The following is a 26,666-nucleotide window of genomic DNA, read 5'->3' as shown; positions in this document are numbered from 1 at the left end:
AGAGACCATGAAATTCACGCTTATCAGCGCAATATTGCTCACGGCAATGGTTGGAGTGACCTCAGCCAATGCGGCCGATTACAAAAAAAATCCATTCACGCTGGCCTATGACGGCGCCATCACTGAGAACGTCAAAGGCAAGGTCAACATTCACCCCGTGAAATACGATCTGCATGGCATCCAGATTGCTGCGAATGTCTATACCCCTGCTAACTACGATCCCGCCAAAAAATATCCTGCCGTGGTGGTGGCACATCCTAATGGCGGCGTAAAAGAGCAGGTCGCCGGGTTGTATGCCCAGCGTCTCGCCGAACAGGGCTACATCACGATTACCGCCGACGCGGCTTATCAGGGGGCTAGCGGTGGGATGCCTCGCAGCGTGGATAAACCCGCTAATCGCATTGAGGATATCCACGGTATGGCTGATTACATCAGCCAGTACCCCGGCGTAGATACCGCCCGCCTTGGTCTGCTGGGTATTTGCGGAGGCGGCGGGTATTCACTGGTAGCCGCCGAAACTGACAAGCGGTTCAAATCGATAGCGACCATCAGTATGTTTAATTCAGGCCTGGTGCGACGTAACGGTATGCAGGATTCACAGCTGGATACTATCCAGCAGCGTCTTCAGCAGGCTTCTGACGCACGCGCTCAGGAAGCTGCCGGAGGCGAAGTGCTTTACTCCGGCGATGCCAATCTGACTGATGAACAGATTGCTAAATTACCCTTTGCCTTATATCGCCAGGGATACGAGTATTACTGGAAAACTCACGCCCACCCGAACTCTACGTTTAAATACACCACCAGCAGTCTGCTGGATTTGATGAGTTTTGACGTCACGGACCATATCAATCTCATCAATCAACCGCTGCTGATGATTGCCGGTACAAAAGCGGATACGCTCTATATGACTGAAGATGCGTTCGCGAAAGCCACCGGTACGAAGGACAAAGAACTCTTATTGATCGATGGCGCTACTCACATCGAGACTTATTGGGTTCCTGAGTACGTTGACCAGGCGATGCAAAAGTTAGATGTCTTTTTTGATAAAAATATTTAATCCGTATCTGTCGATACCCCGAGGGGTATCGACTTATTCAGTATTTATTGTTCAGCTTAACGAAACTGGGCAGAAAGATAATTACGCACATTAAATAGCCGCTATGAATTAAATTCATAAAACAATTGGGCATGTGATGGCTATGTTTACCTGAATAAGTCTGTGAAATGAAAAATCCACGCAATTGCGTGGATTTTATAGGTTTTTGTGATTCTTATGAGATGTATTGAGATCTCATGAGACAGCAGATTTTATTTAGACGTTGAACAGGAAGTTCATCACGTCGCCATCTTTAACGATGTAGTCTTTACCTTCTGCACGCATCTTACCGGCTTCTTTCGCGCCTTGCTCACCCTTGTAGGTGATGAAGTCTTCAAACGCGATGGTTTGCGCACGGATAAAGCCTTTCTCGAAGTCGGTGTGGATCTTACCGGCAGCCTGCGGAGCGGTCGCACCGACTGGGATGGTCCACGCGCGGACTTCTTTCACGCCAGCGGTGAAGTAGGTCTGCAGGTTCAGCAGCTCGTAACCAGCGCGGATAACGCGGTTCAGGCCCGGCTCTTCCAGACCCATTTCAGCCATGAATTCTTCACGGTCAGCATCATCGAGTTCTGCGATGTCAGCTTCAACGGCAGCGCAAACGGCAACAACAACAGACCCTTCTGCCGCCGCGATTTCGCGCACTTTATCGAGGTATGGGTTGTTTTCAAAACCATCTTCGTTGACGTTGGCGATATACATCGTTGGCTTCAGCGTCAGGAAGCTCAGGTATTTGATGGCTGCTTTGTCTTCTTCGGTCAGCGTTTTCAAAGCGCGCAACATGCCGGCGTTTTCCAGCTGTGGCAGGCATTTTTCCAGCGCAGCCAGTTCCGCTTTAGCGTCTTTATCGCCGCCCTTGGCCTTCTTCTGTACGCGATGGATAGCGCGCTCACAGGTATCCAGGTCAGACAGTGCCAGTTCGGTATTGATAACTTCAATGTCGTCAGCCGGATCCACTTTGTTATTAACGTGGATGATGTTGTCGTTTTCAAAGCAGCGAACCACATGGCCGATAGCTTCGGTTTCACGGATGTTGGTCAGGAACTGGTTACCCAGGCCTTCACCTTTGGATGCGCCTTTTACCAGACCGGCAATGTCGACGAATTCCATCGTGGTTGGCAGGATACGCTGCGGTTTGACGATTTCGGCCAACTGATCCAGACGCGGATCGGGCATCGGGACAACACCCGTGTTCGGCTCGATAGTACAGAACGGGAAGTTTGCCGCTTCAATACCCGCTTTTGTGAGCGCGTTGAACAGGGTAGATTTGCCTACGTTTGGCAAACCGACGATACCGCATTTGAATCCCATGTTTAAATCACCTTAATCTTTTGATATTCAATCTGTTATAGAAAACAGATTGTAGAAAAGTAAATAACTTTGCCTATTATACACAGCACGCGAGAAAAATGCCGCACATCGCTGCTTATTGCGCTTTAAAGGTGTGTAACCGGCTCGTTGCCTTGGTTAGGCCATCTTTGAATAAAATCTCGGTACAACGTGCCGCTTCGTCAATCGCTTCATCAATTAACTTCTGTTCTGAAACAGGCGGTTTGCCTAAAACAAATCCGACAACTTTGTTTTTATCGCCCGGATGCCCAATTCCGACGCGTAAACGATGAAAGTTAGGGTTATTGCCCAACTTACTGATGATGTCTTTCAGGCCATTGTGTCCGCCATGACCGCCGCCAAGCTTAAATTTGGCTACACCAGGCGGCAGGTCTAACTCGTCGTGTGCGACCAAAATTTCATCGGGATTAATTCGATAAAAACTGGCCATCGCGCCGACAGCCTTGCCGCTCAGATTCATAAATGTGGTCGGCACCAGCAAACGAACATCTTCCCCTTCGAGCGTTACTCTGGAGGTATAGCCGAAGAATTTCGGCTCATCGCGCAGGGGAGCGCGTAATCTCTCTGCCAGAAGATCGACATACCATGCGCCTGCGTTGTGTCGCGTTGCCGCATACTCTGCGCCGGGGTTCGCCAGGCCGACAATCAATTTAATCGCCACGTGTTTTGTCCTGAGTGTTTCCATAAACGACGTGTAGTTTACTGTCTGAGGCTGCTGTTGACAAAAAACTGCGTGCTACTCGCCAAAAGCTGAATAATTGCACAAGTGGACTATTAGAAATTGAGTGTGTTCAGTAGCTTATTTGTAAAGTTTTGTTGCGTGAGTGTTTGTAATTGTGATCGCTCCCGCACTTGCGAACGGCAGTGTTGTCTATACTTTACACATAAGGATTAGGGGTATTCCCTGTAACAACCCAAAGTTCCGGAGGTGACACATGAAACGCAAAAACGCTTCGTTACTCGGTAACGTGCTCATGGCTTTAGGGTTGGTGGTGATGGTAGGTGGTGTCGGTTACTCTATTTTAAACCAACTGCCGCAATTTAATCTGCCACAGTTTTTCGCACATGGTGCCGTGCTCAGTATTTTTGTTGGTGGTGTTCTCTGGTTGGCAGGTGCCAGAGTGGGTGGGCATGAACAAATCAGTGACCGTTACTGGTGGGTGCGCCATTATGACAAACGCTGCCGTCGCGGTGATACCAATCATCGTCATAACTAAATAAGTGCTGCGTTAAGAACACAAAGTCCTGGTCGAAAAACCAGGGCTCTGTTTGTTCATTACACTTGCATTAAACGCTCTTCTGTTCACTACCGAATATAAGAAACGTTATTCGAATAATCGATAATGTAACGCCTTAACCGCGCTATCCGCAGCTTCAGCCGGTAACAGAATGCTCAGGTTATCGTTTGACGCACCGTGGCAAATCATTCGCACCGTATGCTCTTCGAGCCAGGCAAAAACGTCTTTGCAAACCCCCGCAGCCTGAGTCAGTTGATTCCCCACCAAAGTGACTAATGCCAGTCCGGTTTCCACTTCCACACGACAGTGGGAGGACAATGCGGTAAACAATGCCGTGGTCAGCACATGGTCTTCACCTGAGGTTGCATGAGTGGCGTCCAGCGCCAACGCAATACTATTCTCTGAGGTTGTAACCAAATCCACCGTGACCGCGTGGCGAGCTAAAATGGCGAAGGACTGTGCCAGGAAAGAACAGAACGGCTGTGTCTCCAGACGATGTAATCGCAACAACGTCTGTTTACGGCGCACGGCAAGCGCACGGTAGCGCGGTGGATTATCGGTGGTATTGTGTACCAGCGTACCTCCGGCGGCAGTATCCTTACTGGAGCCTACAAAGACCGGAATGCTTTTACGCATTGCCGGGAGCAGCGTAGCCGGGTGGAGGACCTTCGCCCCGTAGGCGGCCATATCGCTGGCCTCGGAAAATGAGATGTGGTCGATGCGTTTGGCCCGCGGCGCAATGCGCGGATCGGTGGTGTAGATCCCTGCAACGTCGGTCCAGATGTCCACGCGTGTGGCGTGAAGCGCCTCACCGAGAAGCGTTGCCGTGTAATCACTACCGCCGCGTCCAAGCGTTGTGGTATGCCCAGCGGCATCACGGCCAATAAATCCCTGAGTCACCATAATCGCTTGCTCAAGACGAGGGCGCAAGTGTGTCTCCACCTGGTGGTGCAGGGTGCTAAGTTCGGGTTCCGCGCAGCCGAAGTTCGAATTGGTACGCATTACGCTGCGGGCGTCAAACCACCCGGCCTCAGCATGTCGTTCACGTAACACTTCAGTAAACAGCAAAGAGGACATCAGCTCGCCGTGACTAACCAAATCATCGCTTAGCGCATCGGACGGTGAAACCGTCGCCGTTTGCGCAAGATGACGAATATTGTTGAGAAGATTATCGATTTCCGTACTGATAACGGACGGCTGCTTCAGGCGGGAAATAATGTTGTATTGGATGGCGCGTAAGGTCTCAAGCTTATCTAATTGTTGATGCGTTTCCAGACCTTCAGAAAGCTCGACCAGTAAGTTTGTGACGCCTGCGGAAGCAGACAGTACGACTAAACGGACATCGTGATCAGCAAGGACAATGCTGGCGCTGCGGTTCATCGCATCAAAATCAGCGACGCTGGTGCCGCCAAATTTGGCAACGACGGATGGTGGATAAATGCGAGTCATAACAATCTCATATCAGGGCGCCATAAAAGTATGGCTAGAAAATTTTCATTCTCGGCATAAGGGAACGACGTTCACCTTACGAAATGTCCGCCCGCGAACATTTCTGCTGACAACCCAGGGAATACCTGTTGTCGATAACGCGTGTCGCCTGTACGCGTTATCGGGTGCTGCGCATTAATTTTATCTACATAGCCTGTAAATAAGCGCGCCATACTAAGTGATTTATATTTAGGGATCGACTTTTTTATTCGATTTATCGATAAATAAGTGAAAAATCATGTCGTAACAAGAAAACGCGTACATTATTAATGGTAAAAACGTGTAAAAAAATAATAAAAACATGAAAATTCCATGGTTTTTATTACATCACAGGCGTTGCAACTGGGTACGGTTTTGTAAAATAAATAGCTATATTACTTTATGATTTCGTAATGTTGAATGAGTGTTACGTTTTGAATTTTAAGGTGAAAATGCTTATTTAAGCGACGGGAAAATAAATGATTGAGTCCTGTGCTAAAACAACATATATTAGCCGCGCTTTTTTACAGGTAATCCTTATAACCATTTATTCAATCAGGCGTTAATCTACACCTGGTTGTAGGAGTGATATGATGACGGATAAAGTCCGTATTGATACTTTAAGTGCTAATTCATTACCACAGAGCAATGATACCTTTTTAGCAAGACAGGCTGAGTTTGAATCTAATGTCCGCAGCTATCCGCGTAAACTGCCATTGGCAATTGCCAAAGCACAGGGCGTCTGGATTACTGATGTAGAAAATAATCAATATCTTGATTGTCTGGCAGGCGCCGGAACTCTGGCGCTTGGTCATAACCATCCTGAAGTGCTGCAAAGCATTCAAAGTGTCATCACAAGCGGCTTACCGTTACATACGCTTGACCTTACCACGCCGTTAAAAGATGAATTCTCATCTTATTTACTTTCTTTATTACCGGGCCAGGGCAAAGAATATTGCCTGCAGTTCACCGGGCCGTCCGGCGCTGATGCCGTTGAAGCGGCGCTGAAGCTGGCGAAGAAAGTCACCGGCCGTTCCAGCATCATTAGCTTCTCTGGTGGCTACCACGGGATGACGCACGGTGCGCTGTCCGTGACCGGCAACCTGTCGCCGAAAGAAGCGGTCAGTAACATGATGGCGGAAGTGCAGTTTATGCCGTATCCGCATCAGTACCGCTGCCCGCTGGGTATTGGCGGTGAGGCTGGCGTGAAAGCATTAACCTACTACTTTGAAAACCTGATCAACGACGTTGAAAGCGGCGTGCGTAAACCGGCAGCCGTGATCCTCGAAGCGGTGCAGGGCGAAGGCGGCGTGAACCCGGCGCCGGTCGAGTGGCTGCAGCGCATTCGTAAAGTGACGCAGGAACACGGCATTCTGCTGATTATCGATGAAGTTCAGGCTGGCTTCGCGCGTACCGGTAAACTGTTCGCCTTCGAACACGCCGGTATTGAGCCAGACATCATCGTGATGTCCAAAGCGGTTGGCGGCGGTCTGCCGTTGGCGGTGCTGGGTATTAAGAAGCAGTTCGACGCGTGGTCTCCGGGCCACCACACTGGCACCTTCCGCGGTAACCAACTGGCGATGGCGACCGGTCTGACAACGCTGAAGATCCTCAAAGACGACAAGATTGCCGATAAAGTTGCCGCCCAGGGCGAGTGGCTGAAAGGCAAACTGGCTGACCTGCAGAAACGCTACCCGGTTATCGGCCAGGTGCGTGGCCTCGGTCTGATGATCGGTCTGGAAATCGTGAAGCCGGGCGAAGCGCAGGATCACATGGGCTGCTACCCGGCCGATGGCGAACTGGCCGCGCTGCTGCAAAAAAAATGCTTCGAAAACGGCCTGATTCTGGAGCGCGGTGGTCGTAATGGCTGCGTCCTGCGTCTGCTGCCGTCTCTGCTGATCACCAACGCTGAGCTGGAAATTTTCCTCGATAAATTCGAAAACGCCCTGCTGGGCGCTGGCGTGAAGCCGGTTTAAACGGAGTTGGATCGAATGTCAGACGTAAACCCGATTCTGTCCGGGTCGGCGCAAAGTATCGCTGCCTATCAGGACGCTATCGAGCAGAGTACGCAAGCCGTCGTTGAATGGTTGAAGCAGCCTGAGATGTATCAGGGCAAAACCGTTGAACAGCTGCGTGAACGTATCAACCTGAATTTTACGTCTCAGGGCCTGGGCAACCAGGCCGCTATTGAGCGTGCGGTTGAATACTTTCTGAAAGACAGCTTGTTGGTTCACCATGCGCAGTGCGTCGCGCACCTGCACTGTCCAAGCCTGGTGATTAGCCAGGCGGCGGAAGTGCTGATCAATGCCACCAACCAGAGCATGGACTCCTGGGACCAGAGCCCGTCGGCCACCATCATTGAGATCAAACTGATCGAATGGCTGCGTGAGCAGGTAGGCTACGGCGCAGGCGACGCGGGCGTATTCACCAGCGGCGGCACCCAGAGCAACCTAATGGGCCTGATGCTGGCGCGTGATGCCTTCTTCGCACGCCAGGGGCACTCCATTCAGCAGAATGGTCTGACCGGCGATCTGAGCAAAATCAAAGTGTTCTGCTCTGAAAGTGCGCATTTTTCCGTACAGAAGAACATGGCGCTGATGGGGCTGGGCTACCGTTCCGTCACCCAGGTGAAGACCGATGCCTTCTCACGTATGGATCTGGCAGACCTGAAAGACAAGCTGGCCCAGGCGAAAGCCAACGGCGAGCAGGTGATGGCGATTGTTGCCACGGCCGGAACGACCGATGCGGGCGCAATTGATCCGTTAGCGGACATTGCGGCGCTGGCGGCAGAGCATCAGATCTGGATGCACGTGGATGCGGCATGGGGCGGGGCGCTACTGCTTTCTGAGAAGTATCGTCACTTCCTGAATGGCCTGGAGCTGGCGGATTCCGTCACCCTGGACTTCCACAAGCAGTTCTTCCAGACCATCAGCTGCGGCGCGTTCCTGTTAAAAGACGCGCGTCACTATGAGCTGATGCGCTATCAGGCGGCATACCTGAACTCTGATTTCGATGAAGAGGCTGGTGTGCCAAACCTGGTGTCGAAGTCGCTGCAGACCACGCGTCGTTTCGACGCGCTGAAGCTGTGGATGGGCCTCGAAGCGCTGGGCAAAAAGCAGTATGCCGAAATCATTGATAACGGCGTAACGCTGGCGCGTGATGTGGCTGAGTTTGTGAAAACCCAGCCGCATCTGGAACTGGTGATGGAGCCGCAGCTGGCAAGCGTACTGTTCCGCTTCCGCCCGCAAAGTGACGACATGGCCTTCGTTGCGCTGCTGAACCAGCGTATTGGTGACGTTCTGCTGGCTTCCGGTAGCGCCAACGTCGGCGTGACCGAAGCCGATGGCGTCACCTGCCTGAAGCTGACGCTGCTGAATCCTACCGTGTGTCTGGAGGACGTTAAAGTTCTGCTGGCAAGCGTGAAGGCAACGGCTGAGCAACTGCTGAAAGCCTAAGCAATAAGCTTGTTATAAAAATGGCTCCCACATGTGGGAGCCATTTTTTTTTCTGTCATTTGTCGCCCCGGCGGCGCTTCGCCTGGCCGGGCTACGGTTAGATGATGTCTGCCAGCGCGGCGTCTTTATTCGGGAAGAAAGTCAGGCGCCCGGCAATCGGCTGAATGCCTGCGCGCGCCATGGTACGTAGCGGCTGGAATTCCAGATTACTGATGCGTAATTCACAACCTTCCGGCAGCCGTTTGACAAAACGCTGGAAAGCATCCAGACCACCGGCATCCAGTACCGGGACCGCGTCCCACTTCAGGACCACGATGCGTTTACCTGCAATACGTGACTCGAGGTCGGTAAATAATCCTTCCGCAGCGGCAAAGAATAGTGGGCCAATGACGCGCAATACCAGCACATCGTCCGGTACGTCAACGTTGACCGGCGCCAGACGCGTCATGCGTGCAATACGACGCATAAACAGCAGAGAGGCGAGAACGATACCGACGCTGATAGCGATAACCATGTCGAACAGCACCGTCAGCGACATACACATCAGCATGACGATGATGTCGTCTTTCGGCGCATGACGCAGCAGATCCACCACTTTATGCGCTTCACTCATGTTCCATGCCACCATCAGCAGCAGAGCGGCCATGGCGGAAAGCGGCAACCAGGAAAGTAGCGGCGCAAGCACCAGCAGGGCAAGGATCACCAGAATCGCGTGGATAACCGCAGAGATCGGCGAGGTCGCCCCGGCGCGGACGTTTGCCGCAGAACGGGCAATTGCCGCTGTGGCGGTGATACCACCGAAGAACGGCGCGACGATGTTACCCAGTCCCTGACCAATCAGCTCGCTGTTAGCTTTATGTTTGGTGCCGGTCATCCCATCGAGTACGACGGCGCACAGCAGAGATTCGATCGCCCCGAGCATCGCCATCGAGAAGGCCGCCGGTAACAGCGCCTGTAACGAACTCCAGCTCAGGGTAAAGTTTGACTCCGGCATATTCCACGGTAATACCAACTGCGGTAGCAGCTGTGGGATACCATTGCCCTGTGAGCCATCAGCCAGAATGTAGTGGAACTGAGAGCCGATGGTGGCAACATGCCCGCCGGTGAGGTTCACGATCCCCATTACCGCACAGCCAGCCAGCAGTGCAGGAAGGTGACCCGGCAGTCGAATCCCCAGACGCGGCCAGAAAATCAGGATCCCCAGCGTCACTACGCCAATAGCGGCATCGCCAACGTTGATGGTCGGCAGGGCCATAAACAGCGCGCCGACCTTCTGCAGGTAGTGCTCCGGGACATGAGCCATCTGCAGGCCAAGAAAATCCTTAATCTGCATGGTACCGATGGTGATACCAATACCCGAGGTAAAACCTAACGTAACGGACACCGGGATATATTCGATCAGGCGACCAAAGCGGGCGAGGCCGAAAAGGATCAGGAATATCCCGGACATCAGCGTGGCAACCAGCAGGCCTGCCAGCCCAAACTGTTGCGACACCGGATACAGAATCACCACGAAGGCGGCGGTTGGACCTGATACGCTAAAGCGCGATCCCCCGGTAAGGGCGATGACAATCCCAGCGACGGCTGAGGTATACAGGCCGTACTGCGGCGCAACGCCACTGCCTATTGCCAGGGCCATCGCCAGCGGAATGGCAATGATCCCAACGGTAATCCCGGCGATCAGGTCGCGGGTAAAGCGAGAAGCGGTATATTTTTCTTTCCAACAAGCGTCGATGAGGGCGCGGAAAGGCATCACATGTGAGGAAAATAATCTGTTCACAATAATGTTTCATCCATGAGCGCATCATCTATCTAAAAAACGATAGTTGAAGTTGGCATAAATCATACAAATAAATAAAAAGGATAAAAAAACCCGCCGCAGCGGGTTTTTGAGCCGGGCTCGATTAATGCTCGAACATGGCAGAGATGGATTCTTCGTTGCTGATACGACGAATCGCTTCGGCCAGCATACCCGACAGGGTCAATGTACGCACGTTTGGCAGTGCTTTGATTTCGTCAGTCAGTGGAATAGTGTCACAGACAACGACTTCGTCAATCACTGAGTTGCGCAGGTTGTTTGCCGCATTACCTGAGAAGATCGGGTGGGTTGCGTAAGCAAATACGCGTTTTGCACCACGTTCTTTCAGTGCTTCTGCTGCTTTACACAGAGTACCACCAGTATCGATCATGTCATCAACCAGCACGCAGTCACGACCTGCTACGTCACCAATAATGTGCATCACCTGAGAAACGTTTGCACGCGGGCGACGTTTGTCGATGATAGCCATGTCGGTATCGTTCAGCAGTTTAGCGATAGCGCGGGCACGCACGACGCCACCGATATCCGGAGAAACCACAATCGGGTTATCCAGGTTCAGCTGCAGCATGTCTTCTAACAGGATCGGGCTACCGAATACGTTATCAACCGGTACGTCGAAGAAGCCCTGGATCTGTTCAGCATGCAGGTCAACGGTGAGGACGCGGTCAACGCCAACGCTGGACAGGAAATCAGCGACGACTTTAGCGGTAATCGGTACACGAGCGGAACGTACGCGACGATCCTGACGTGCATAGCCGAAGTAAGGAATAACGGCGGTGATACGGCCTGCGGAAGCACGGCGCAGCGCATCAACCATAACGACCAATTCCATCAGGTTGTCGTTAGTAGGGGCACAAGTGGACTGGATGATGAAAATATCACCACCGCGTACATTTTCATTAATTTGTACGCTGACTTCGCCGTCGCTAAAGCGACCTACAGCGGCGTCGCCGAGTGAAGTGTACAGGCGGTTGGCAATACGTTGTGCTAGTTCCGGGGTGGCGTTACCAGCAAAAAGCTTCATATCAGGCACGAGAAGAACCTCAGGCATGCGTCCATTGGTGGAAAGAATCTGCCGAAAACTGTGCGGGCCAGGCAGTATCCTCTCCATGCGGTGTATTAAAGAGCGCGATGCAACGTCTGGAACAGGGTGACGTTGTCACCGCAACTCAGCTTGCCCGGCTTACTCGTTATCCTTCGTGTTTCATGTGCGTTGGCATCAATTTCTCGCACCAGTCACATACTTTTGTATGCTCCTGGCGATTTGTCATCTCGCCATCTTCCTGAAACCCGAATGATTTAGAGTAACGCTCTATGCAATGGGGAGAGGTTGACACCTTTCGCCACAAAGCCTTTGAGCCATTCCGGGGCTTGCTCAAGCACCTGGCGAGCACGAGACTCAGTGTCAAATTCAGCAAAGACACAAGCCCCTGTACCAGTCAGGCGCGACGGCGCGTATTCTAACAGCCAGGAAAGCGCCGCATCAACCTCGCGAAAACGTTTTCTTGCGATAACCTCGCAATCATTGCCGAATTCACATTTTAGTAACGTTTTTATTGACCTTTTTGGCGTGTTACGCGGGAGGTCGGGATCTTTAAAAATCACCGGTGTCGGAATACTGACTCCCGGGTGTGCAACCAGATACCATTTTTCCTCTGGCTCGACCGGTGTCAGAATTTCTCCTACGCCTTCGGCAAAGGCCGCATGGCCACGCACGAACACGGGAACGTCTGCCCCCAGCGTTAAGCCGAGTGCCGCCAGTTCATCAACCGAGAGTCCGCATTGCCAGAGATGATTCAGCGCCACCAGAACGGTCGCCGCATTAGACGAGCCTCCGCCAAGACCGCCGCCCATCGGCAGGCGTTTTTCGATACTGATGTCGGCGCCGCTCCCTTGAGGAAGACGATTGCTTTCAGATGCCACCTTCATCAGCAAACGTGCCGCACGGACGATCAGGTTGTCTTCATGCGCAACGCCTTCCACCGGGGTTAACAGGCGAATTTCGCCGTCGCCGCGCGGCGCAATATCTATCGTGTCGCCATAATCAAGAAACTGAAATAACGTCTGCAGCGTGTGGTAACCGTCCGCACGCTGCCCGGTGATGTATAAAAACAGATTCAGTTTTGCCGGAGAGGGCCAATGGGTCATCATTTCACAATCCAGTTATCCATCTTCAGCTTAATACGCTGGGAGCCGTCGGACAGTTCCATGTTTGCCGGCATCGCGGGCTGGGTTTTGCTGTCGTAGGCGCTATAGACCACTTTCCAGCTTTTACCGTCTTTGCTGTAGTTCACCTCACTCAGACGATATTGGTTATCGAGCTTGTAATCGGTGGCGTCACCTGGCAGACCAAGGATCCACTGGCGCAGGCTGTTCAATGGAATAGGCATGCCGGTCAGTTTGCCAATCATCTCTTCGGCGTCGTCGGCGGTGTAATGCTTGCCTTTGTTATCGACAAGTTCGACGCTGCCCGGCTGCGCATTGAGTTCCAGTTCAGTGCTACCCAGCGGGTTGGTCAGCAGGAGACGATAGCGATCCTGTCCGGTTTGTTGCCAGAAAAAGCGGGCATACACTTTCTGTTGATCGGAGATATAGGCAAACGCACCGCGCGTCTGATATTGGTTCAGGGCGCGTACTTCCTGCTGGTGCTGGCGCCACTGTGGCGAGTCGGGGCTTTTGCCGGGACCTTTCGGCGCGTTGATCGTACAAGCGGTAAGAACCAGGGCCGCCAGCGGCAGCAGGCGAATCAGGCGAAAATCGGGCAGGGTCATAATGATGACAAATCCTTGAGATACGTTGCAGTTATAATTCTTAATGCTAGCGCCGCCATCAGACATCGTCTACGTTCAAGTTATCTTAAATCGCTTAAATTTGTGCACTAAGCCATTACTCCAAAAGGGGTCAGTCTCTTTTATTGACCGCACGCATCCTGTATGATGCACCCAGTCTAACCTTATCAACGCTGGTACTATTCCCGCACACATGACCCTTTTAGCGCTTGGTATTAACCATAAAACGGCACCTGTATCGCTGCGAGAACGCGTAACGTTTTCGCCGGATACGCTCGATCAGGCGCTGGACAGCCTGCTCGCGCAGCCAATGGTGCAGGGCGGGGTGGTGTTGTCGACGTGTAACCGCACGGAGCTGTATCTCAGCGTTGAAGAGCAGGATAACCTGCAAGAAGCGCTGGTTCGCTGGCTGTGCGAATACCACAACCTCAATGAAGAAGACCTGCGCAACAGCTTGTACTGGCACCAGGACAACGACGCCGTTAGTCATTTGATGCGTGTTGCCAGCGGTCTGGATTCACTGGTGCTCGGTGAACCACAAATTTTGGGGCAGGTGAAAAAAGCGTTTGCGGATTCGCAAAAAGGCCACCTGAACGCCAGTGCGCTGGAACGCATGTTCCAGAAATCATTCTCTGTCGCTAAACGTGTACGTACAGAAACTGACATCGGCGCCAGCGCCGTGTCGGTGGCGTTTGCCGCCTGTACCCTGGCGCGACAGATATTTGAATCGCTCTCCACGGTAACCGTGCTGTTAGTGGGCGCAGGCGAAACTATCGAATTGGTGGCGCGACACCTGCGTGAGCACAAAGTGAAGAAGATGATCATCGCCAACCGTACGCGTGAGCGTGCGCAGGTGCTGGCGGATGAAGTCGGCGCTGAGGTGATTTCACTGAGTGATATCGACGCGCGTTTGCAGGATGCTGATATTATTATCAGTTCTACCGCCAGCCCGTTGCCGATTATCGGCAAAGGAATGGTAGAACGCGCGCTTAAAAATCGTCGTAATCAACCTATGCTGCTGGTGGATATCGCCGTACCGCGTGACGTCGAGCCGGAAGTGGGTAAATTGTCTAACGCCTATCTGTACAGCGTAGACGACCTGCAAAGCATCATTTCGCATAACCTGGCCCAGCGCAAAGCGGCGGCCGTGGAAGCCGAAACGATTGTGGAGCAGGAAGCCAGCGAGTTTATGGCCTGGTTACGTGCCCAGGGCGCAAGCGACACTATCCGCGAGTATCGCAGTCAATCAGAACAAATTCGTGATGAACTGACCGCCAAAGCGTTGGCTGCTCTTCAACAGGGTGGTGATGCGCAAGCCATTATGCAGGATCTGGCCTGGAAACTGACCAACCGCCTGATCCATGCACCAACCAAATCACTTCAACAGGCTGCCCGTGACGGGGATAGTGAACGCCTGAATATTCTGCGCGACAGCCTCGGGCTGGAGTAGCAGCACACCAATCTTATTTTTTACAGGGTGCATTTACGCCTATGAAGCCTTCTATCGTTGCCAAACTGGAAGCCCTGCATGAACGCCATGAAGAAGTTCAGGCGCTGCTCGGTGATGCGGGTACTATCGCAGACCAGGACCGCTTTCGTGCACTGTCGCGTGAATATGCGCAATTAAGCGATGTATCTCGCTGTTTTACGGACTGGCAACAGGTTCAGGAAGATATCGAAACGGCTCAGATGATGCTCGACGATCCTGAAATGCGTGAAATGGCGCAGGATGAACTGCGTGAAGCAAAAGAGAAATGCGAGCAGTTGGAGCAACATCTGCAGGTTCTGCTGTTACCTAAAGATCCCGATGACGAACGTAACGCCTTCCTCGAAGTTCGTGCGGGAACTGGTGGTGATGAAGCCGCACTGTTTGCCGGCGATCTGTTCCGCATGTACAGCCGTTATGCTGAGTCCCGTCGCTGGCGGGTTGAGATCATGAGCGCCAGCGAAGGCGAACATGGCGGGTTTAAAGAGGTCATTGCCAAGATTAGCGGTGAAGGCGTTTACGGGCGACTGAAATTTGAGTCCGGCGGCCATCGCGTTCAGCGCGTACCTGCGACGGAATCACAGGGCCGTATTCACACCTCTGCCTGTACGGTCGCGGTTATGCCGGAATTACCGGATGCCGAACTGCCGGACATCAACCCGGCCGATCTGCGTATTGATACCTTCCGCTCATCAGGCGCAGGCGGTCAGCACGTTAACACCACCGACTCCGCAATCCGTATTACCCACTTACCGACCGGTATCGTAGTGGAATGCCAGGACGAACGTTCGCAGCACAAGAACAAAGCGAAAGCGATGTCGGTGCTGGGGGCGCGAATTCGTGCCGCCGAAGTGGCAAGACGTCAACAGGCGGAAGCCTCTGAACGACGCAATCTGTTGGGTAGCGGCGACCGTAGCGATCGTAACCGTACCTATAACTTCCCGCAGGGTCGCGTGACCGATCACCGCATTAACCTGACGCTCTACCGTCTGGATGAAGCGATGGAAGGTAAACTGGATATGCTCATTGAGCCGATTGTCCAGGAATACCAGGCCGACCAACTGGCGGCGTTGTCCGAGCAGGATTAATGGATTATCAGCACTGGCTGCGTGAAGCGATAAGCCAATTACAGGCAAGCGAAAGCCCGCGCCGTGACGCCGAGATTTTACTCGAGTCTGTTACCGGTAAGGGTCGCACCTTTATTCTGGCTTTCGGCGAAACGGTGTTAACCGAGGCGCAGCGTCAGCAACTCGACACATTACTGGAACGCCGTCAGCGGGGTGAGCCGGTGGCACATCTTACCGGCGTGCGCGAGTTTTGGTCGCTGCCGCTGTTTGTGTCTGCGGCGACGCTTATCCCTCGTCCGGATACCGAGTGTCTGGTGGAGCAGGCGCTGGCTCGCCTGCCGGTCTCAGCGAGTCGTATTCTTGATTTGGGAACCGGTACGGGCGCCATTGCGCTGGCGCTGGCAAGCGAGCGTCCGGATTGTGCGGTGACGGCGGTCGATCGTATGCCGGATGCCGTGGCGCTGGCCATTCGCAACAAACAGCATCTGGGCATCGACAATGTTTGCGTGCTGCAAAGCAACTGGTTCAGTGCATTGCAGGGACAGCGGTTTGATATGATTGTCAGCAATCCGCCGTATATCGACGAGCAGGATCCTCACCTGGCGCAAGGCGACGTTCGCTTTGAACCGCTGTCGGCACTGGTGGCAGGCGATCAGGGACTGGCGGATATCGTACACATCATTGACCAGTCTCAGCATGTGTTAACGCCCGGGGGCTATCTGATGCTGGAGCATGGCTGGCAGCAGGGACAGGCAGTCCGCGACGCCTTTACTCGGGCGGGTTATCAGGCGGTTGAAACCTGCCGTGACTATGGCGGCAACGAGCGAATTACGCTTGGACGCATCCCATCATGAATACTTTCAGTGTGTTACTCAACGTCCATCTCATCAGCATTGCGCTTTCTGTTGGTCTGCTGACGCTGCGTTTTTGGTGGCGTTACACCGACTCGCGTCTTGCCTGCGCGCGCTGGACGCGCGTTGTGCCGCCGGTTGTGGATACCGTTTTATTACTCAGCGGCGTGGCGTTAATGGTTAAAGCGCACATCCTGCCATTCACTGAGCACGGGACATGGCTGACTGAAAAGCTGTTTGGGGTTATCATTTACATCGTTTTGGGTTTTATTGCGCTCGATTATCGTCGGGCGCGCAGTCAGCAGGCGCGATTAATCGCATTTCCGCTGGCGCTGGTGGTGCTGTACATCATCATTAAACTCGCCACCACAAAAATACCGTTACTGGGGTAAGCATGAGGTCGTTAGCTGATTTCGAATTTAATAAAGCGCCATTGTGTGATGGGATGATCCTGGCGTCGGAGTCTATCCGTCTGGATTTTCCAACACAAACTGTCTATGACGAACTGGAACGTCTGGTCAGTCTGGCGCAAGAAGAAATTAGCCAGCTCCTGTCTCAGGATGAGCAACTGGAAAAACTGCTGGCACTTTTTTATGGCGAATGGGGGTTTACGGATACCCACGGCGTCTATCGTCTTTCTGATGCATTATGGCTTGATCAGGTACTGAAAAATCGTCAGGGCAGCGCCGTGTCGTTGGGGGCGATCTTATTGTGGATTGCCAACCGGCTGGAACTGCCGCTGGTGCCGGTGATTTTCCCGACACAACTTATCCTGCGTATCGAATCGCTCGATGGCGAAATGTGGCTAATCAATCCGTTCAATGGCGAAACGTTGAATGAGCACACGCTGGAAGTATGGCTGAAGGGGAATATCAGCCCGGTCGCGGAGTTGTTTAACGAAGACCTGGATGAGGCGGATAATGCAGAAGTCATCCGCAAGCTGCTCGACACGCTGAAATCATCGCTGATGGAAGAGCGGCAAATGGAGCTGGCGCTGCGTGCCAGCGAAGCACTATTACAGTTTAATCCCGAAGATCCGTATGAAATACGCGATCGCGGATTGATATACGCGCAGCTCGAGTGTGAACATGTTGCGCTGACCGACTTAAGTTATTTCGTTGAACAGTGTCCGGAAGACCCGATCAGCGAAATGATTCGTGCGCAGATTAATACTATTTCGCACAAGCAAATTGTATTGCATTGATTAATGACACTTTACCTACCGTTTAAGGCGATCCTATGAAACAAAAAGTGGTTAGCATTGGCGACATCAACGTGGCAAATGACCTGCCGTTCGTGCTGTTTGGCGGAATGAACGTGCTGGAATCCCGCGATCTGGCGATGCGCATTTGTGAGCACTACGTAACCGTTACTCAAAAGCTGGGTATCCCTTACGTGTTCAAAGCCTCCTTTGATAAAGCCAACCGTTCTTCCATCCACTCTTACCGTGGACCGGGCCTTGAAGAAGGGATGAAAATCTTCCAGGAACTGAAGCAGACTTTTGGCGTAAAAGTGATCACCGACGTTCACGAAGCCAGCCAGGCACAGCCTGTTGCTGACGTGGTGGATGTGATTCAGCTGCCGGCATTCCTCGCTCGTCAAACCGATCTGGTGGAAGCGATGGCGAAAACCGGTGCCGTTATCAACGTGAAGAAACCGCAGTTCGTAAGCCCGGGCCAGATGGGTAATATCGTGGATAAATTCCATGAGGGCGGTAACGATAAAGTTATTCTGTGCGACCGTGGTGCGAACTTTGGTTATGACAATCTGGTTGTGGACATGCTTGGCTTCAGCGTGATGAAGAAAGTCTCCGGCAATTCACCGGTGATTTTTGACGTCACCCATGCGCTGCAGTGCCGCGACCCGTTTGGCGCAGCAAGCGGTGGTCGTCGCGCGCAGGTTACCGAACTGGCGCGTGCCGGTATGGCGGTAGGCCTGGCAGGTCTGTTTATTGAAGCGCATCCGGATCCAGCCAATGCGAAATGCGATGGCCCATCCGCACTGCCGCTGGCGAAGCTGGAACAGTTCCTGACGCAGATTAAAGCGATTGATGACCTGGTGAAAAGCTTCGACGAGCTGGATACCGAGAACTAAGTCTGGTTTGACCGCCCGATAGCGCCAACGCTTATCGGGCCGACAAAACCGTAAGAAATGAAGTGAAACATACTCCAGGCCGGATAAGACGCATTGCGTCGTATCCGGCTTTTTTTCAGGCAAATATCGTCATCAGATAGGCGATAAACAGCGCCAGATGCGCCGCGCCGTTAAGCACGTTGGTGCGTCCGGTAGAGAAAGAGATATGGCACAGTACCAGCGATGAAACCATCACAATCATCTCTGGCGCGCCCAGCGCAAAGACCAAATCATTCCCGGTTGCCCATGCGATCAGCGTTACGACCGGAACGGTCAGTGAAATGGTGGCTAACACCGAACCGAAGAACAAATTCATCGCCCGCTGAACCTGATTACTCAGAACCGCTTTCAGCGCGCCCAGACCCTCAGGAGAGAGGATCAGCAATGCGACCAGGAAACCGGTAAATGCCACTGGGGCATTCAGTTCAGTCAGCAATGTCTCCAGCGGGCTGGCGTTCATCTTGGTCACGGCGATTACAGCGATCAGATGAATGATAAGCCAGGCGGCGTGCCACATATTGCTGTGGGCTGACGGTTTACCGTGATGCGGGTCATCGTCGTCACCCTCGTCTTCATGCTCGTAAATGAACAGGCTCTGGTGGGTTTTAGTTTGTATCAGCAAAAACACGCCGTACATCGCCGCAGAAATTAATGCCACCAGCAGCGCCTGCGCGGTAGTGAAATTCGCTCCCGGTAAAGCCATTGGGAACACCAGTACAATAATGGCCAGCGGGAACAGGGCGATTAAATACTGCTTAATACCAAACAGGTTCATATACTGAGTGGCAAATTTACGACCACCTAACAGTAAAGAAAAACCGACCAGACCGCCGGTTACGATCATTATGATTGAATATAGCGTATCGCGCATGAGCGTAGGCGCAGCATCGCCAGTCGCCATTAATGCGGAGATTAAGCTGACTTCAAGAATAACAACGGACAGGCTGAGGATCAGCGACCCGTAGGGTTCGCCAAGTCGATGCGCTAATACATCCGCATGACGGACAACGCTAAATGCGCTGCTTAATATACCAATAAGGGCCAGCGCATTGATACCGATGACCACTGGTAGTGACTGACTGCTCCCCCAGAAGAACAGTACTACCAGCGCCAAAATCGGGAAGACGAGAGAGGTCTCCTTGTGGCGGGTTTTTACCGCCTCATGTACTTGTGTCATTGAACTAATTTCTCCATCTCTGCAGGTATTTATAATTATAAAAAGTATTAAAGAATGTAAAAAATAACAGAAAACCTGGTTTTGTAGGTGACATTTTACGAAATTTTACTACATCGCTGATTTTTCCTCTCAAAGCGGTCAAAAACAAATTCTTTGTTTATAGACTGTTTAATTAACAGAAGGTTAGATGAAGAAAGTTTCTAAAAATGTCTTTTGTTGGCGTATCGCCGCATTGTTAACCACACTTAAGGTTTAGCCTAAAAAGAGGAGTTCACAATGCCGTATAAATCTAAAAGCGATCTGCCTGACAGCGTGCAGCATGTTCTGCCAGCCCATGCTCAGGACATCTACAAAGAAGCTTTCAACAGCGCCTGGGAACAGTATAAAGATAAATCTGACCGTCGTGATGATGCCACCCGCGAAGAGACGGCGCACAAGGTGGCGTGGGCCGCGGTCAAAAATGATTATCAAAAAGGTGATGATGATAAATGGCATAAAAAGACGTAACAGTATCAATTATAATGCCTTTATGAACTAGCCAGCATCAGGCGTTAGCGAATCGTGCTACGCCGCGCCGTTGCTGGCTTGCAAGCGAGCGGTGAATTGCCTATTGTCCAGCTATTGGTTTCAAAATGAGCAGTAAAAAAGCCCGGAAGGCGTCAAAAAAGTTGTCGCAGGGAAGCTGCAGTGGCGGAGGTGTAAGGTGTTAACGCGTGATTTTTTATTGAATGCCGACTGTAAGACGGCATTTGGTGCTATTGAAGAATCACTACTCTGGTCAGCGGAACAACGTGCAGCCTCACTGGCCGCCACGCTCGCTTGCCGACCAGATGATGGACCGGTGTGGATCTTTGGTTATGGATCGTTGATGTGGAACCCGGCCTTAGAGTTTGAAGAGTCCTGTACCGGGACGTTAGTCGGCTGGCACCGTGCTTTCTGTCTGCGCCTGACGGCGGGGCGAGGAACGGCGTGTCAGCCAGGACGTATGCTGGCCCTGAAAGAAGGGGGACGCACCACCGGTGTGGCCTACCGCTTGCCGGACGCATCCCTGGAACAAGAGCTTTCGCTGCTGTGGAAGCGAGAAATGATCACCGGCTGTTATCTGCCGACCTGGTGTCAGTTGGCGCTGGATGATGGCAGGACGGTGAACGCGCTGGTCTTTATTATGGATCCGCGTCACCCGCTGTTTGAGTCAGACACGCGTGCGCAGGTGATCGCGCCGCTGATTGCCGCCGCCAGTGGACCTTTAGGCACTAACGCCCAGTATCTGTTCTCGCTGGAACAAGAGCTGGTTAAGTTAGGGATGCAGGATGATTGTCTTAACGATTTGGTGATCACGGTCAAACGATTGTTGGGAGAGAACCTGCCAGAAGGCGTTATGCGACCAGGGTTTGCCTGACTCCAGCCTGGAACTGTATGCCCGAAAGCCAGACGCTCTTCGGGCATTTAACGCTTAGGCTGCAATATAACTTATCGAATGCTCGAGCGACTGGCTGTGGCTGTCGATCAGCACATTCCAGATGCCGGTATAGGGCACGGTCAACCATGCGTTATCACGATCCTGCACGCTTAAAATATCGGACTGCGTGTCTTTGACGTGATTTTTCTCGCTCATCAGATGGATATGACAGCGCTCAGAACAGCGCACCACCACTGTATCGCCACCAAATAACTTTAAACTCGCCTTCACTAATGCCATTTTTCACCCCGTTCTTGAAAACAACGTACTTTCTGTCGAAAGTGCTGCGTGATGTTGTTCACATTTCACTCATGGCATAACACCAAAGGGTGAGCCACAGGATGCTGATTTTGATCAAAAAATGGCATAACGATTAAACAAAAGTGACAAAATCCCTCAAAAGGGTTGAAAGGGCGTGCTAACGTTCAACGAAACCGCGCCCATCTACGATTAAATCCGGAAATTATCGACACTTTCAGTGTGCTGGCCTGAAAGCGGTGTATCAGAAGGTCAGCACTTTATCTGCAGCCAGAGTCCATTGAGCCAGTTCAACCAGCGTGCCGACAGCTACTCCGTCGATTAACGGCAGCTCCGTTATGCCTCGGCCATCGGTGCAGGTTTTACACAGTTTTACTGGCACATTTTGCGCCGTCAGAATCTCCAGCATTTGCTGAATATTGTATCCTTCCGCTGGTTTCTGTCCTCGTAATCCCGCGGTTACCGCGTCCGACATTAAAAACAGGCGCAGGTCGAGATCCGCTTCTTGTTCGCGCAGGGCGATAGCCAGTCGCAGGCTGTTAAATAAGGATTCACTTCCATAGGCCGCACCGTTCGCGACGATCACTATCTTTTGCATTATTACTCCTGTTGTCAGGGGGGCATGGATATTGCTTGTCCTCAGGGATAACCCGTTATCGGTGAGGGCAGAGATGATGACAAATGCACAAAATTTCGGCGCGACGCAATGGTTTCGCCATGCCCGCCAGCTTGAGAACACCCAGCTTCGCCAACTGGCGCAGTCCGGTAAGCTGGTGATACGCATCAGCCATCTGGTGCATATGCTACAGTGCGAACGCGGTGCATCCAATATCTGGTTGTGTTCTCAAGGTACGCTTTATGATCGGGAGGTCCGTGCCAGTCGGGCGCTGGTGGATGAGGAGTGTCGGCAACTGCATATCCTTTTCCAGCACATTATGCCGGTGGCGGGCAGTGCGTTGTGTCACCGCATTGCTGGCACCGTCTGGTGTCTCGATCAGCTAACGACGCTGCGTGAGTCTGTCAGCGGACAGATTGTCGATGCGCAGCAGGCGATGGAGCATTATAGCCGGATGTTACGCCATCTGCTGGGTATTGTACCGCAGCTTAACGACAGCATCGATTATCCCCATGTCGCAGGTGGACTGGTAGCGCTGTACAGTTTTATGCAGGGTAAAGAACTGGTGGGGCAAGAGCGGGCATTAGGGGCCATTGGCTTTACCCAGGGCGAGTTTAATCCTCCGATGCGCCAGGAGCTGGTGGACAGAATCGACGGGCAGCAGCCGTGCTTTGACACCTTTATCTCCCTGGCTTCACCTTTGCTGGTGCAGCATTTTCGTCAGCAGTGCGAGGCATCGGGCGAGATCGAACAACTGCGACGCCAGGCCTGTACGCGACAACCCCAACTCGATAACGGTGAAAGCGCGCTACGCTGGTTTACCCTACAGACGCAGCGCCTTGAACAATTACGCCATCTCGAAGAGATGCTGATTACCGAGTTGCTGAACGCCGTGGCGCGGCGGCTGGCAGAAGAAACCTCTGCCTTGCCGCTCGACAACTGGCTTGATGACCGTGCTGAGGAACCCCTTTCGTTACGTCGGGATAAACAATTATTGTGGGTTGTTCGCCAGCAGGCTCGCCAGTTGGAACAGATGAGCGCCCAGTTGGCCTCATTGCAGGACGCCTTAGAGGAGCGCAAGGTGATTGATAAAGCAAAAAGCATCCTGATGAATCACCAGCAGGTCAGCGAAGAACAGGCGTGGCAGCTATTGCGAAAAATGGCGATGGATAAAAACCAACGGATGGTGGATATCGCCCGGGCACTGCTTACCGTCAAATCCCTGATGCAGGGATAGCGGCTGCACAACGGGCGGGCAGCGGCTGCCATATTTGGGTGCACCACGGCGTCTGCTACGCGTTGAACCCGCTAAAACTGTCAGTGTAATTCTGGCATCTGAATTGCATTCACTCATACAGACAATTTAGCAGCAGGCCAACGGCGGTCTGACTGTTTTTGAGGATAAAGGCGTCCTGCAATGCTTTGGCATTGTTGGACGCCTTTTTTTATGGGGAGCATGTATGGGTGACAGAACAGTTTCGTTAACGCGGCGGCGGTTTTTGCAGGCAAGTGCCGTGATGGGGGCTAGTTCCCTGATTCCAGGACTGATGTCCTCGGTCTGGGCGGCAGGCTCTGATGCGCCGGAGATCACTACCGTTCGGGTCGGTTTTATTCCGCTAACCGACTGCGCGCCGCTGGTTATCGCCGCGTTGAAAGGTTTTGATAAAAAATACGGCATTACGCTGGTGCCGACCAAAGAGGCAAGCTGGGCCGCAGTGCGTGACAAACTGGTCTCTGGAGAGCTGGATGCGGCGCATGTTCTGTACGGCCTGTTGTATGGACTGGAACTGGGGATTGCCAGTAAAGCGCAGCCAATGGCCAATCTGATGACGCTCAATCAGAACGGGCAGGCGATCACGCTCTCCGCAACGCTGCTGGAGCAGGGGATTACCGATGCGTCTGCGCTGAAGAAACTGATCGTCTCGCAGGCGCCTGGAACCTATACCTTCGCGCATACCTTTCCCACCGGCACACATGCCATGTGGCTCTATTACTGGCTGGCCAGCGCTGACATCAATCCTTTCACCGATGTTCGCACCGTCGTGGTACCGCCTCCGCAAATGGTGATGAACATGCGCATTGGCAATATGAGCGGATTCTGCGTCGGCGAGCCGTGGAATGCGCGGGCGATCAACGACCGCATCGGTTTTACCGCGGCGACGTCTCAGGAAATCTGGCCCGACCATCCGGAAAAAGTACTCGGTACGCGCCGGGAGTGGGTAGAAAAATATCCACATACTGCCCGGGCGCTGGTTAGCGCGCTGCTTGAAGCGTCGCGCTGGATAGATGCCAGTGACGCCAACAAACGCGAAACAGCACAAATTCTGGCGCGCCGGGCCTGGCTCAATACCAAAGAAAGCTATCTGACGGGAAGAATGCTGGGTGAGTACGACAACGGGGCAGGTCGTCGCTGGCAGGATCCGCATGCCATACGCTTTTTTCGCGACGGCGAGGTGAGTTTTCCATGGCATTCCGATGGCATGTGGTTTCTGACCCAGTTCCGCCGTTGGGGATTGTTAAAGCAACAACCTGATTATGCAGCCATTGCCGCGCGCATCAACCGGACCGATATCTGGCGCGATGCGGCAACTGCGGTTGGTGGGATAACACCGCCTGCGCAACTGTTACGTACCAGTACGCTGATGGACGGTTCCGTATGGGATGGCCGCAATCCAGAAGCCTATGCCAACAGTTTTACCCTCCACCGTACAGGAGCCTGAGATGAAACAAAATACGCAGCTTAAATCCCCTGAACCGGCAGTTGGTGAAGTCATAACGCTATCAACGATGAAGGTCAGAAAGCGCAAAATGCCGTGGTCATTATGGTTAAACGCATGGCTCAGGCGAGCCGTACCCGCTCTGCTGGGGATTGCCTTGCTGGTGGTGTGCTGGCAACTGGCCGCTATCAACAGCAAAGGATTTCCTACACCGCTGAGCACTCTGGATTCAGCCCTGACGCTGTTTGCCGATCCGTTCTATAACGGCGGGCCGAATGATATGGGGATCGGCTGGAACGTGCTGGCGTCGTTGCAACGGGTTGCTGTCGGTTTCGGATTAGCGGCGCTGGTGGGGATCCCGCTGGGATTTCTGATTGGGCGTTATACCTTCTTCTCGCACATGTTTTCGCCGCTGATTGCGCTGTTGCGCCCGGTCAGCCCGCTGGCCTGGCTGCCGATTGGACTGCTGTTGTTTCAAAAAGCGGAACCCGCATCGAGCTGGACCATCTTTATCTGTTCTATATGGCCGATGGTGATCAACACCGCCGAAGGGGTGCGGAGAATTCCTGACGATTATCTCAACGTTGCTCGCGTACTGCAGCTCTCAGAGTGGACGGTGATGCGACGGATACTTTTCCCCGCCGTGCTGCCGGCGATCCTCACTGGCATACGCCTGTCTATCGGCATCGCCTGGTTGGTGATTGTGGCAGCCGAAATGCTCACCGGCGGGTTGGGGATTGGTTTTTGGATCTGGAATGAGTGGAACAACCTTAACGTCGAAAACATTCTCATCGCTATCGTCATCATCGGCGTTGTAGGCCTGCTGCTTGAGCAGGGGCTAATGCTGGTGGCACGTCGGTTTAGCTGGCAGGAAAAATAAGGAGACAACATGAAACCCATTATTCAGATCCAGGCGGTCAGCCAGCGTTTCTCGACCGCCAGCGGTGAGTTCCTCGCGCTCCACAATGTCTCTTTTGATATCCATGAAGGGGAGACCGTCAGTTTGATTGGACACTCCGGTTGCGGCAAGTCGACGCTTTTGAATCTGATTGCCGGCATTACGCTGCCTACGGAAGGAGGCCTGATTTGTGATAATCGCGAAATTGCCGGGCCTGGGCCTGAGCGGGCGGTCGTTTTCCAGAATCATTCGCTGCTGCCGTGGCTGACCTGCTTCGACAATGTAGCCCTGGCCGTCGATCAGGTTTTCCGCCACACCATGAGCAAAGCCGAACGACGCGAGTGGATCGAGCACAACCTGCATCGCGTCCAGATGGGCCACGCGATGCATAAACACCCCGGTGAAGTCTCTGGTGGGATGAAGCAGCGCGTGGGTATTGCCCGGGCGCTGGCGATGAAACCCAAAGTCCTGCTCATGGATGAACCGTTTGGCGCACTGGATGCGCTCACCAGGGCGCATCTGCAGGATACGGTGATGCACATTCAACAGTCGCTGAACACCACCATTGTGCTGATCACTCACGACGTTGATGAAGCCGTGCTGCTTTCCGACCGGGTTCTGATGATGACCAACGGGCCGGCGGCGACGGTAGGCGAGATCCTGACGGTTGATTTGCCGCGCCCACGCAATCGGGTCCAGCTCGCCGATGACAGCCGATACCATCAACTACGACAACGCATTCTCCATTTTCTGTATGAGAAACAGCCGAAGGCGGCGTAAGGAGGGTGAT

26 protein-coding genes are annotated in these 26,666 nt (G+C 52.9%); 16 read left to right on the top strand and 10 right to left on the bottom strand.

What is annotated here, in order from left to right; all coding sequences use genetic code 11:
- The first annotated feature begins 46 nt into the window (after positions 1-46).
- Positions 47-1,057 (top strand): alpha/beta hydrolase, encoded by a 1,011-nt coding sequence (locus WHR59_RS13750; RefSeq protein ID WP_373870754.1) that lies wholly within the window; start codon positions 47-49, stop codon positions 1,055-1,057.
- Between the two features lie 255 nt (positions 1,058-1,312).
- Here WHR59_RS13750 and ychF read toward each other — a convergent pair whose 3' ends face one another.
- Positions 1,313-2,407, bottom strand: a complete 1,095-nt coding sequence (ychF, locus tag WHR59_RS13745) for a redox-regulated ATPase YchF (protein WP_043016108.1) — start codon at positions 2,405-2,407, stop codon at positions 1,313-1,315.
- Positions 2,408-2,522: 115 nt separating this feature from the next.
- Positions 2,523-3,107 carry an aminoacyl-tRNA hydrolase gene (pth, locus tag WHR59_RS13740; RefSeq protein WP_003020814.1) on the bottom strand — a complete coding sequence of 195 codons (585 nt, stop codon included), beginning with the start codon at positions 3,105-3,107 and terminating at the stop codon, positions 2,523-2,525.
- Positions 3,108-3,381: 274 nt separating this feature from the next.
- Here pth and ychH point away from each other — a divergent pair, with 274 nt between their 5' ends.
- Positions 3,382-3,663, top strand: a complete 282-nt coding sequence (gene ychH, locus WHR59_RS13735; protein ID WP_003833480.1) for a stress-induced protein YchH — start codon at positions 3,382-3,384, stop codon at positions 3,661-3,663.
- Between the two features lie 108 nt (positions 3,664-3,771).
- Here the strand turns inward: ychH and lysC are convergent, their stop codons facing one another.
- The gene (lysC, locus tag WHR59_RS13730) at positions 3,772-5,133 is read right to left on the bottom strand and encodes a lysine-sensitive aspartokinase 3 (RefSeq protein WP_043016109.1); all 1,362 of its coding nucleotides are present in this window, start codon (positions 5,131-5,133) and stop codon (positions 3,772-3,774) included.
- A gap of 608 nt (positions 5,134-5,741) precedes the next feature.
- On the opposite strand from lysC, the gene WHR59_RS13725 reads away from it, so the two are divergent.
- Both WHR59_RS13725 and WHR59_RS13720 read left to right on the top strand, forming a co-directional pair.
- Positions 5,742-7,127, top strand: a complete 1,386-nt coding sequence (locus tag WHR59_RS13725) for a diaminobutyrate--2-oxoglutarate transaminase (protein WP_087050475.1) — start codon at positions 5,742-5,744, stop codon at positions 7,125-7,127.
- 15 nt (positions 7,128-7,142) lie between these two features.
- The gene (locus WHR59_RS13720) at positions 7,143-8,606 is read left to right on the top strand and encodes a pyridoxal phosphate-dependent decarboxylase family protein (RefSeq protein WP_043016112.1); all 1,464 of its coding nucleotides are present in this window, start codon (positions 7,143-7,145) and stop codon (positions 8,604-8,606) included.
- A 97-nt stretch (positions 8,607-8,703) separates the two neighbouring features.
- Here WHR59_RS13720 and dauA read toward each other — a convergent pair whose 3' ends face one another.
- From dauA to lolB, 4 genes are all read right to left on the bottom strand, one after another.
- The gene (gene dauA, locus WHR59_RS13715; RefSeq protein WP_047410715.1) at positions 8,704-10,359 is read right to left on the bottom strand and encodes a C4-dicarboxylic acid transporter DauA; all 1,656 of its coding nucleotides are present in this window, start codon (positions 10,357-10,359) and stop codon (positions 8,704-8,706) included.
- A 151-nt stretch (positions 10,360-10,510) separates the two neighbouring features.
- Positions 10,511-11,458 (bottom strand): ribose-phosphate diphosphokinase, encoded by a 948-nt coding sequence (gene prs / locus WHR59_RS13710; protein WP_001518537.1) that lies wholly within the window; start codon positions 11,456-11,458, stop codon positions 10,511-10,513.
- 266 nt (positions 11,459-11,724) lie between these two features.
- Positions 11,725-12,576 (bottom strand): 4-(cytidine 5'-diphospho)-2-C-methyl-D-erythritol kinase, encoded by an 852-nt coding sequence (ispE, locus tag WHR59_RS13705; protein ID WP_286524650.1) that lies wholly within the window; start codon positions 12,574-12,576, stop codon positions 11,725-11,727.
- On the bottom strand, positions 12,573-13,196 hold the full coding sequence (gene lolB / locus WHR59_RS13700; protein ID WP_286524652.1) for a lipoprotein insertase outer membrane protein LolB: 624 nt from the start codon (positions 13,194-13,196) through the stop codon (positions 12,573-12,575). Before lolB ends, ispE begins: the two co-directional genes overlap by 4 nt.
- Before the next feature lie 211 nt (positions 13,197-13,407).
- Here lolB and hemA point away from each other — a divergent pair, with 211 nt between their 5' ends.
- The 6 genes from hemA to kdsA are packed head-to-tail and all read left to right on the top strand — an operon-like array spanning position 13,408 to position 18,712.
- Complete coding sequence (gene hemA, locus WHR59_RS13695; protein ID WP_003833420.1) at positions 13,408-14,664, top strand: glutamyl-tRNA reductase; 1,257 nt, start codon at positions 13,408-13,410, stop codon at positions 14,662-14,664.
- A 41-nt stretch (positions 14,665-14,705) separates the two neighbouring features.
- Entirely contained in the window at positions 14,706-15,788 is a 1,083-nt protein-coding gene (prfA, locus tag WHR59_RS13690) for a peptide chain release factor 1 (RefSeq protein ID WP_003020786.1), read from the top strand.
- Positions 15,788-16,621 carry a peptide chain release factor N(5)-glutamine methyltransferase gene (gene prmC / locus WHR59_RS13685; RefSeq protein WP_075146267.1) on the top strand — a complete coding sequence of 278 codons (834 nt, stop codon included), beginning with the start codon at positions 15,788-15,790 and terminating at the stop codon, positions 16,619-16,621. The genes prfA and prmC overlap by 1 nt, the downstream gene beginning before the upstream one ends.
- On the top strand, positions 16,618-17,010 hold the full coding sequence (gene sirB2 / locus WHR59_RS13680) for an invasion regulator SirB2 (protein ID WP_043016117.1): 393 nt from the start codon (positions 16,618-16,620) through the stop codon (positions 17,008-17,010). Before prmC ends, sirB2 begins: the two co-directional genes overlap by 4 nt.
- 2 nt (positions 17,011-17,012) lie before the next feature.
- The gene (gene sirB1, locus WHR59_RS13675; protein ID WP_003020775.1) at positions 17,013-17,822 is read left to right on the top strand and encodes an invasion regulator SirB1; all 810 of its coding nucleotides are present in this window, start codon (positions 17,013-17,015) and stop codon (positions 17,820-17,822) included.
- Between the two features lie 35 nt (positions 17,823-17,857).
- A complete protein-coding gene (gene kdsA, locus WHR59_RS13670) occupies positions 17,858-18,712 on the top strand; it encodes a 3-deoxy-8-phosphooctulonate synthase (RefSeq protein WP_003020772.1) in 855 nt (284 codons plus the stop codon).
- Between the two features lie 115 nt (positions 18,713-18,827).
- Here the strand turns inward: kdsA and chaA are convergent, their stop codons facing one another.
- Positions 18,828-19,928 carry a sodium-potassium/proton antiporter ChaA gene (gene chaA / locus WHR59_RS13665; RefSeq protein WP_003020769.1) on the bottom strand — a complete coding sequence of 367 codons (1,101 nt, stop codon included), beginning with the start codon at positions 19,926-19,928 and terminating at the stop codon, positions 18,828-18,830.
- 276 nt (positions 19,929-20,204) lie between these two features.
- Here chaA and chaB point away from each other — a divergent pair, with 276 nt between their 5' ends.
- Positions 20,205-20,435 (top strand): putative cation transport regulator ChaB, encoded by a 231-nt coding sequence (gene chaB / locus WHR59_RS13660; RefSeq protein WP_043016118.1) that lies wholly within the window; start codon positions 20,205-20,207, stop codon positions 20,433-20,435.
- A 196-nt stretch (positions 20,436-20,631) separates the two neighbouring features.
- The gene (locus tag WHR59_RS13655; RefSeq protein WP_016156738.1) at positions 20,632-21,327 is read left to right on the top strand and encodes a gamma-glutamylcyclotransferase; all 696 of its coding nucleotides are present in this window, start codon (positions 20,632-20,634) and stop codon (positions 21,325-21,327) included.
- A gap of 54 nt (positions 21,328-21,381) precedes the next feature.
- Here the strand turns inward: WHR59_RS13655 and WHR59_RS13650 are convergent, their stop codons facing one another.
- Entirely contained in the window at positions 21,382-21,627 is a 246-nt protein-coding gene (locus tag WHR59_RS13650) for a DUF1883 domain-containing protein (protein ID WP_003020763.1), read from the bottom strand.
- A gap of 262 nt (positions 21,628-21,889) precedes the next feature.
- The gene (locus WHR59_RS13645; RefSeq protein ID WP_047410733.1) at positions 21,890-22,243 is read right to left on the bottom strand and encodes a DsrE/DsrF/TusD sulfur relay family protein; all 354 of its coding nucleotides are present in this window, start codon (positions 22,241-22,243) and stop codon (positions 21,890-21,892) included.
- Positions 22,244-22,316: 73 nt separating this feature from the next.
- Here WHR59_RS13645 and nasR point away from each other — a divergent pair, with 73 nt between their 5' ends.
- From nasR to WHR59_RS13625, 4 genes are all read left to right on the top strand, one after another.
- Complete coding sequence (gene nasR / locus WHR59_RS13640) at positions 22,317-23,498, top strand: nitrate regulatory protein NasR (RefSeq protein ID WP_338843152.1); 1,182 nt, start codon at positions 22,317-22,319, stop codon at positions 23,496-23,498.
- 223 nt (positions 23,499-23,721) lie between these two features.
- Entirely contained in the window at positions 23,722-24,981 is a 1,260-nt protein-coding gene (locus WHR59_RS13635) for a CmpA/NrtA family ABC transporter substrate-binding protein (protein ID WP_338843151.1), read from the top strand.
- A gap of 1 nt (position 24,982) precedes the next feature.
- Positions 24,983-25,858 (top strand): nitrate ABC transporter permease, encoded by an 876-nt coding sequence (gene ntrB / locus WHR59_RS13630; RefSeq protein WP_080625295.1) that lies wholly within the window; start codon positions 24,983-24,985, stop codon positions 25,856-25,858.
- A gap of 9 nt (positions 25,859-25,867) precedes the next feature.
- Entirely contained in the window at positions 25,868-26,656 is a 789-nt protein-coding gene (locus WHR59_RS13625; protein ID WP_043016122.1) for an ABC transporter ATP-binding protein, read from the top strand.
- Positions 26,657-26,666: the final 10 nt, after the last annotated feature.

This window comes from Citrobacter europaeus, from assembly GCF_037482245.1.
Lineage (GTDB): Bacteria > Pseudomonadota > Gammaproteobacteria > Enterobacterales > Enterobacteriaceae > Citrobacter > Citrobacter europaeus.
The sequence above is the reverse complement of the archived record's forward strand: the minus strand, read 5'-3'. Positions and strand labels throughout refer to the sequence as shown.

Coding starts and splice junctions, on each gene's coding strand:
- WHR59_RS13750 (WP_373870754.1), top strand. CDS start 47: ATGGTTGGAGTGACCTCAGCCAATGCGGCCGATTACAAAAAAAATCCA.
- ychF (WP_043016108.1), bottom strand. CDS start 2,407: ATGGGATTCAAATGCGGTATCGTCGGTTTGCCAAACGTAGGCAAATCT.
- ychH (WP_003833480.1), top strand. CDS start 3,382: ATGAAACGCAAAAACGCTTCGTTACTCGGTAACGTGCTCATGGCTTTA.
- lysC (WP_043016109.1), bottom strand. CDS start 5,133: ATGACTCGCATTTATCCACCATCCGTCGTTGCCAAATTTGGCGGCACC.
- WHR59_RS13725 (WP_087050475.1), top strand. CDS start 5,742: ATGATGACGGATAAAGTCCGTATTGATACTTTAAGTGCTAATTCATTA.
- WHR59_RS13720 (WP_043016112.1), top strand. CDS start 7,143: ATGTCAGACGTAAACCCGATTCTGTCCGGGTCGGCGCAAAGTATCGCT.
- dauA (WP_047410715.1), bottom strand. CDS start 10,359: ATGCCTTTCCGCGCCCTCATCGACGCTTGTTGGAAAGAAAAATATACC.
- ispE (WP_286524650.1), bottom strand. CDS start 12,576: ATGATGACCCATTGGCCCTCTCCGGCAAAACTGAATCTGTTTTTATAC.
- lolB (WP_286524652.1), bottom strand. CDS start 13,196: ATGACCCTGCCCGATTTTCGCCTGATTCGCCTGCTGCCGCTGGCGGCC.
- hemA (WP_003833420.1), top strand. CDS start 13,408: ATGACCCTTTTAGCGCTTGGTATTAACCATAAAACGGCACCTGTATCG.
- prfA (WP_003020786.1), top strand. CDS start 14,706: ATGAAGCCTTCTATCGTTGCCAAACTGGAAGCCCTGCATGAACGCCAT.
- prmC (WP_075146267.1), top strand. CDS start 15,788: ATGGATTATCAGCACTGGCTGCGTGAAGCGATAAGCCAATTACAGGCA.
- sirB2 (WP_043016117.1), top strand. CDS start 16,618: ATGAATACTTTCAGTGTGTTACTCAACGTCCATCTCATCAGCATTGCG.
- sirB1 (WP_003020775.1), top strand. CDS start 17,013: ATGAGGTCGTTAGCTGATTTCGAATTTAATAAAGCGCCATTGTGTGAT.
- kdsA (WP_003020772.1), top strand. CDS start 17,858: ATGAAACAAAAAGTGGTTAGCATTGGCGACATCAACGTGGCAAATGAC.
- chaA (WP_003020769.1), bottom strand. CDS start 19,928: ATGACACAAGTACATGAGGCGGTAAAAACCCGCCACAAGGAGACCTCT.
- chaB (WP_043016118.1), top strand. CDS start 20,205: ATGCCGTATAAATCTAAAAGCGATCTGCCTGACAGCGTGCAGCATGTT.
- WHR59_RS13650 (WP_003020763.1), bottom strand. CDS start 21,627: ATGGCATTAGTGAAGGCGAGTTTAAAGTTATTTGGTGGCGATACAGTG.
- WHR59_RS13645 (WP_047410733.1), bottom strand. CDS start 22,243: ATGCAAAAGATAGTGATCGTCGCGAACGGTGCGGCCTATGGAAGTGAA.
- nasR (WP_338843152.1), top strand. CDS start 22,317: ATGATGACAAATGCACAAAATTTCGGCGCGACGCAATGGTTTCGCCAT.
- WHR59_RS13635 (WP_338843151.1), top strand. CDS start 23,722: ATGGGTGACAGAACAGTTTCGTTAACGCGGCGGCGGTTTTTGCAGGCA.
- ntrB (WP_080625295.1), top strand. CDS start 24,983: ATGAAACAAAATACGCAGCTTAAATCCCCTGAACCGGCAGTTGGTGAA.
- WHR59_RS13625 (WP_043016122.1), top strand. CDS start 25,868: ATGAAACCCATTATTCAGATCCAGGCGGTCAGCCAGCGTTTCTCGACC.